At 72.5% G+C, this 6,131-nt stretch carries 7 protein-coding genes; 3 read left to right on the forward strand and 4 right to left on the reverse strand.

What is annotated here, in order from left to right; all coding sequences use genetic code 11:
* Both VMI11_03260 and VMI11_03265 read left to right on the forward strand, forming a co-directional pair.
* A partial coding sequence (locus VMI11_03260; GenBank protein HTY71424.1) for an AMP-binding protein occupies positions 1–823 on the forward strand: 823 nt, incomplete at its 5' end.
* A 96-nt stretch (positions 824–919) separates the two neighbouring features.
* Positions 920–2,587 carry a GNAT family N-acetyltransferase gene (locus tag VMI11_03265; protein ID HTY71425.1) on the forward strand — a complete coding sequence of 556 codons (1,668 nt, stop codon included), beginning with the start codon at positions 920–922 and terminating at the stop codon, positions 2,585–2,587.
* Between the two features lie 70 nt (positions 2,588–2,657).
* Here VMI11_03265 and VMI11_03270 read toward each other — a convergent pair whose 3' ends face one another.
* Together VMI11_03270 and VMI11_03275 are read right to left on the reverse strand one after the other, a co-directional pair.
* Positions 2,658–3,065 (reverse strand): hypothetical protein, encoded by a 408-nt coding sequence (locus VMI11_03270; protein ID HTY71426.1) that lies wholly within the window; start codon positions 3,063–3,065, stop codon positions 2,658–2,660.
* 60 nt (positions 3,066–3,125) lie between these two features.
* Positions 3,126–3,554, reverse strand: coding sequence for a winged helix-turn-helix transcriptional regulator (locus tag VMI11_03275; GenBank protein HTY71427.1), 429 nt, complete (start codon positions 3,552–3,554; stop codon positions 3,126–3,128).
* A 75-nt stretch (positions 3,555–3,629) separates the two neighbouring features.
* Here VMI11_03275 and VMI11_03280 point away from each other — a divergent pair, with 75 nt between their 5' ends.
* Positions 3,630–5,021 (forward strand): MFS transporter, encoded by a 1,392-nt coding sequence (locus VMI11_03280; protein ID HTY71428.1) that lies wholly within the window; start codon positions 3,630–3,632, stop codon positions 5,019–5,021.
* 8 nt (positions 5,022–5,029) lie between these two features.
* On the opposite strand, the gene VMI11_03285 is transcribed toward VMI11_03280, so the two are convergent.
* Together VMI11_03285 and VMI11_03290 are read right to left on the reverse strand one after the other, a co-directional pair.
* Positions 5,030–5,350 carry a cupin domain-containing protein gene (locus VMI11_03285; protein HTY71429.1) on the reverse strand — a complete coding sequence of 107 codons (321 nt, stop codon included), beginning with the start codon at positions 5,348–5,350 and terminating at the stop codon, positions 5,030–5,032.
* 49 nt (positions 5,351–5,399) lie between these two features.
* On the reverse strand, positions 5,400–6,131 hold a 732-nt coding region (locus VMI11_03290), incomplete at its 5' end, for a GNAT family N-acetyltransferase (protein ID HTY71430.1).

Below are 6,131 nucleotides of genomic sequence, written 5' to 3' on the forward strand. Positions count from 1 at the left end.
TCGGCTGGTGCTGTCGAAGGTGCGCGCCAGGCTGGGCGGACGGATCCGCCTGCTCGTCTCGGGCAGTGCGGCCCTGTCGCAGGACGTCGCCGCCTGGTTCCACGCCGCCGGGCTGGCGCTGATCGAGGGCTACGGACTCACCGAGACCTCCGGCGGGGCCTGCATCGGCGACCCCGACCACCCGGTGCTCGGGGTCGTCGGCCCGCCCCTGGTCGGTTCCGAGGTCAAGATCGCGGACGATGGGGAGATCCTGATCCGCGGTCCGCTGGTGATGCGCGGCTACCACAACCTCCCCGGGCCCACCGCCGAGGTGCTCGACGACGACGGCTGGTTCGCCACCGGCGACATCGGCGCCCTCGACGCGGCCGGCCGGCTGCGGGTCACCGACCGGAAGAAGGACCTGATCAAGACCTCCGGCGGGAAGTACATCGCACCGCAGGCCATCGAGGTGATGTTCAAGGCGGTCTGCCCGCTGGCCAGCCAGATGCTCGTGCACGCTGACGGCCGCAACTACGCGACGGCCCTGATCGCCCTCGACCCGGACGCGCTGGCCCAGTGGGGACGGGCGCAAGGGCTGGCGGCCAGCGACTTCGCCGCGCTGGTCGAGGCTCCCGCGCTCCAGGCGTACGTGCGATCCTGCGTGGATGTGCTCAACGGCCGGCTCAACCGGTGGGAGACGATCAAGGACTTCCGGATCCTCGACCACGACCTGTCGGTCGAGGACGACGAGCTGACGCCGAGCATGAAGATGAAGCGCAAGAGGATGGAAGCCAGGTACGAGGGGCTCCTCGACTCGATGTACGCGGGGCCGCCCCATGGTTGACGAACGGCGGCACCCGACGAGCCCAGTCGTGCTGGGCCGGGGCCCCGGCTGCGCTGACGAGCGCCTCCTCGCGGTGACGGCGTACGACGAGGCCGCGTGACCTCCGCCGAGAAGGGCCGGGTGGCCAGGGATGCAGAGCTCAGACAGCGCATCGTCACTGCGGCAGCGGAGCTGTTCGCCGAGCGGGGCTACAGCGGGACCAAGCTCAAGGCCGTCGCTGCGCGCGCGCAGGTCAAACCTCGCACGGTCAAGCGGTTGACGGGAAGCCGGGCGCAGCTGTTCGCCCAGGTGCTGGCCGGCGAGCTCACCTCGCAGTCGGCGGAGAGCGTCGCCGCGGCAGCGGACAACCCCCCGGCGGTGCCGCTGGTCGTGCTGCTCGACACCGCCAGGGCGATCTTCGCCTCCCCCCAACGCAGCTGGAGCCTGCTCGAGCTCGAGGCGCTCATCCGAGCCCATCGCGACGACGACGTCCGCGTCCTCGAGGGCGACCGGCTCGACAAGCGTCGCGCGAACCTGCTGGCTCTCACCCGGCAAGCCCGGCAGGCGGGCGCCCTCGACGACGCCGTCGACGACGACGCGCTCGTGCACTTCGCCGTCGCCCTGTCGGTGGGGCTCGCCGTGGTCGACCAGGTCATGCAGCCGCGGCCGAGCCCCGCGCACTGGGACGCCCTGATGGGCCGGCTCGGCTCGGCCGTGGGACCGCTGGACGTGCTCGTGGCGAACGAGGACGAGGCGCGGACGCCGTGGCGGGTGCGCATCGACATCCCTGACCGTCCGGGCGGCCTGGCACGGCTGATCCGCGCCCTGAGCCCCCTCCACGCCCACGTGACCGCGACCACCATGCTCGCCCACGTGGACGGCGTGCGCACCATCGACCTCGCCATGACCGTGCCGGCGTCGGTCGACGCGGAGACGCTGCTCGCCGCGGCCATGTCCGTCGGCGACAACGGCTACATCGCCGAGGGCTCACCCGACGACGGCCTGGACCTGCCGACGCGCGTCCTGGACAGCGCAACCGAGCTGGTCACGAACCCCGGCTCCGCGCCGGAGGCGGTGGCCAGGTTGGTGGAGGCGGACCGCTTCGAAGTCACCCCCTCGACCGAAGGCGAGGACGACGACACCGACGTCCTGCGACTGCAGTGGACCGAGGACCTCCACGTCGTCCTGCACCGGGACTGGGCACCGTTCGCGCCCGCGGAGAAGGCCAGGGCCTCGGCACTGCTGCGCCTCGCGGCTGCGATCGCCAGCATGGAGGGCGACCCCGAGGCCCTTGGCTGGGTCGAGCCGATCCGCGGTGACGGCACGGTGTGGATCCGGCTGGCTCGACCCGAGGACGCGGTGGCGGTCGCCGCGATGCACGAGCGATGCTCCGAGCAAACCCTCTACCAGCGCTACCTCACGGGGGTCGGCCAGTGGCGCGAGCTGACCCTGCGTCGACTCTCCGGCGGCCACAAGGGCGCCACCCTGGTCGTCATGAGTGAGGAGGGCGCCATCGTGGGCTTGGGCCACGTCTTCCCGGATACCCACGACGGCCGCACGGCGGAGCTCGCGGTCATCGTCGAGGACGCCTACCAGGGCCGCGGCATCGGAACCCGACTGCTCCGGCACATGGTGGAGCTGGCCACCCGGCTCGGCTTCCAGCAGGTGGAGGGCACCGTCTTGGCCCAGAACACCCAGATTGAGCACGTCCTCGAGTCCACCCGCCTGGACTGGACCCGCCACCTCGAGGGCGGCGTCGTCACCATGCGCGCACCGTTGGCCTGACCCCGCCTGTGGGCCGGTCGGGGAAGACGCGGTGCGGTCAGGCTCGGCTTCCCTCGGCGGGCGCCCACCACTAGCCGCGCGTGAGGGCCGCCAGCGCTCGCTCAGAGGCGGCACGGACCCGCGGCACCGGGTCCGCACGGGCGGCGACCACCTCGTCGAAGGCCGCATCGACCCGGTGCGCCGCGACGACCTTCGCCGCCATCTCCCGTACCCGCCATGCCTCGTCGCTGAATCCGGCGCGTACGGCTGCCGTCGCGCGCGGCTCCCACGCCCAGCGCAGGCCGCGCATCGCCCACACACGAAACCAGTACGTGTCCTCGTGCACGCGTCCGTCCGCGTACTTGTCGACTCCCTGGTTGGCGACCAACCGCACCAGGTCGAGGTCCTCCGAGCCGGCGAGCAGCGCCAGGCACGCGTCGACGACGGCGTCCCGGCCGACCAGTCCGCACGAGGCCTCGATCCGCTCGCGCGGGGTCACAGCCAGTCCTCGACCAGCACCACGACCGCGACGCTAGCAAGGCGGACCCTCGCCGCGCGGTCAGCCGGCGACGGGTCCGGCGATGTCCCAGTCCGCGACGTTCGACTCCCTCGTCACGTCGCTCTCGCGGACGCGCTCGCCGCAGGTGGCGCAGACGACACGGGTCTTCAGCTCGTGTTCATGGTGCCGCACGGTCAGCGGCGGGTGATCGACCGCCCAGCGATCCCCCCACTGCCGCAGGTCGTTGAGGATCGGCGCGAGCTCACGGCCGGCCCGGGTCAGGTGGTACTCGAAGCGGGGCGGACTGTCCTGGTACTGCCGCGTCTCGAGCACCCCCGCCGCGACCAGCTCCTTGAGCCGAAGGGCCAGCCGGTCGCGCGGTGCGCCGGTGTTGCGGGCGATCTCGTTGAAGCGGTGGTTGCCGAAGAGCACCTCGCGCACGGCCAGCAGGGACCACCGGTCCCCCACGATCTGCAGGGCCGCGGCCACGGAACACGGTCGTCCTCGACGTTCACTCACCCGACAAGGTTTGCATATCAAACCCGCCAGCGCTAGTTTGGCGCGATGGTTCGGAAGTCAAACCTCGAGTTCAGGGTCCTCGTCGCCGTCGTCGTCACCGCGGTCTTCATGACGAACCTGGATCTGTGGATCGTCAACGTCGCCCTGGTCTCGATCCGCAGCGACCTGCACGTCTCGCTGTCGGCGGTCTCGTGGGTGCTGAACGCGTACGCGGTCACCCTCGCGGCCCTCCTCGTCCCCGCGGGCCGGCTCGGCGACCGGATCGGCCACCGCACGCTCTTCCAGGCCGGGATCGCCACGTTCACCCTCGCCTCGGTGGCGTGCGCCCTCGCGCCGAACATCGACGTACTCGTCGCTGCCCGAGTCGTCCAAGCGGCCGGCGCCGCCGCCCAGCTGCCCTCCTCGCTCGCGCTGCTGCTCGGAGCCGTCGGGGCGGAGCGACGCCTGGCCGCCGCGCGCGGGTGGGCCGCCGTCGGCGCGCTCGCCGCGGTCGCGGGTCCCGTCCTCGGCGGCCTACTCGTGACCGTGAGCTGGCGCTGGGTCTTCATGGTCAACCTGCCGGTCGGCGCGCTCGCCTGGCTCGCGGGTGCGTGGGCGCTCCCCCGCCGCGAACGGCACTCGAGCGAACCGATGCCGGACGCCGTGGCGAGCCTGCTGCTCGTGGTCGCCGTCGGATGCCTGACGGCCGCGCTGGTCGAGGCGCCGACGTGGGGCTGGGCCAGCGTCGCGACAGCGGCGATGTTCCTCGCCGCGGCGGTGGCCGGCGCCTGGTTCGTCCACCGTTGCCGGACGCAGCCGAACCCGATGATCGAGCTGTCGCTGGTGCGCGTACGGCCCTTCACCCTCGCCAGCACGGCGACCTTCCTCTTCGGCGCCGCCTTCGCGATCATGCTGCTGTCGAACGCCCTGTGGTGCCAGACGGTGTGGCACTACTCCGCGCTGAAGACTGGCCTCGCGATGGCGCCGGGGCCGGCCATGGTCCCCGTCGTCACCTTCGCCTCGGCCCGGCTCGTGCAGCGGGTCGGGCCTGGGCGGGTCGCCGCGATCGGCAGCGTCGTCTTCGCCGGCTCGCAGCTGTGGCGGGTGGTCACCGCGAGCGGTGACGTCGACTACCTGCGCGACCTGCTCCCGAGCATGCTGCTCGGCGGCCTCGGCGTCGGGCTCGCCCTCGGCACCCTGATCGCCGCGGGCGTCACCGCCTTGCCGCCGCACCGCTCCGGCACCGGGTCGGCGATCGTCAACTCCGTGCGCCAGGTCGCCTCGACGCTCGGCGTCGCCGTCCTGGTCACCGTGCTGGCCTCCGACGCCAGCGTCCATGGCTACCGGGTGGCGTGGGTGATCGCGGCGGCGGTCTCGCTGCTCGCGGCGCTCGTCAGCGCCGCACTGCCGTACGTGCGCGCCACCGCGCCCCGGGAGCTCAGCACCGCCGTCGCGTAGCGGGGCGGTCAGGCCCGGGATCCCTCGGCGGGCGCGAAGAGCACGAACAGGCTCAGGTCCTCGGTGACGTCGACGAAGCGGTGCTCCTCGCCCGCGGGGACGTACACCACGACCCCCGGCGCGATGGCGGCGTCGCCGGAGGGCGTACGCAGCGTCGCCCGTCCCCGCGTGCACACATAGATCTCGTCCTCGGTGTGCGGCGACTGGTCGTCGACACCGCCGGAGGGGATCGAGTACGTGCCCACGCTCAGGTCGGGTACGCGCAGCTGCTCGACCCAGTGCACCTCGCCCACGTCGGCGAACTCTCCCGCACCCGCGACGACCTCCACGGCGCACCACCTCCGACGGGCCATCGTGCCGCACCCAGCGAAAGATTCGTCAAGATCCGGCGGACGGCTCCTTGACGCGGCCGCGGTATGGCACCGTCTTCGCGAGCTCGACGAAGCCGAGCCGCTCGAGGATGGGCCGGCTGGTCGGCGCGGCATCGACCTGCAGGTAGCGGAAGCCGCGCTCCCGGGCGAGCTGGGCGCGGTAGGCGACGAGCGCGCGGAACACGCCGCGGTGGCGCCACGCGGGGACGGTCCCGCCGCCCCAGAGACTCGCGAACTCTCCCGACGGAGGCAGCTCCACCCGCCCGGCGGCGACGGGCACGTCGCCGGCCAGCGCGACGACGGCCCGCAGCGTCCGCGGCTGCGCCGACAGGGACGCGAGGACCTGCGCCTCGAGGCCGGGGTGCGACTCCTCGAACGCGTCGGTGCTCGCTCGCATGAACGCATCGACGTCCGCGGCATCCTCACCGGGGACAAGCCGTACGCCCTCCGGGACGACCACACCGAGGTCCAGCTCGCCCTGTTCGGCGACCATGAACGACTCCTCCTCGTCGGGAGTCAGGCCGGCCGCGAGCAGCCGTCGCGGGAGGTCACGCGGCTCGTCGTAGGAGTAGTACTTCCACTCCCAGTCGCCGGACTCCGCGTACCGCTCGACCTCGGCCGCGATGACGGCGTCCGCGGTGGACTCGTCGAGGCGGTTCCAGATCACGCCGTTCCAGCCGTCGCCGACCGACACGACGCGGACGACGTGGGCATCCCGCTCGATGCTGACGGTCGGGTC

The organism is Actinomycetes bacterium (assembly GCA_035506535.1).
Classification (GTDB): Bacteria; Actinomycetota; Actinomycetes; order DATJPE01; family DATJPE01; genus DATJPE01.

What these genes read in the sequence shown, in the direction of transcription:
- VMI11_03280 (HTY71428.1), top strand. Translation starts at nt 3,630, where the DNA reads ATGGTTCGGAAGTCAAACCTCGAGTTCAGGGTCCTCGTCGCCGTCGTC.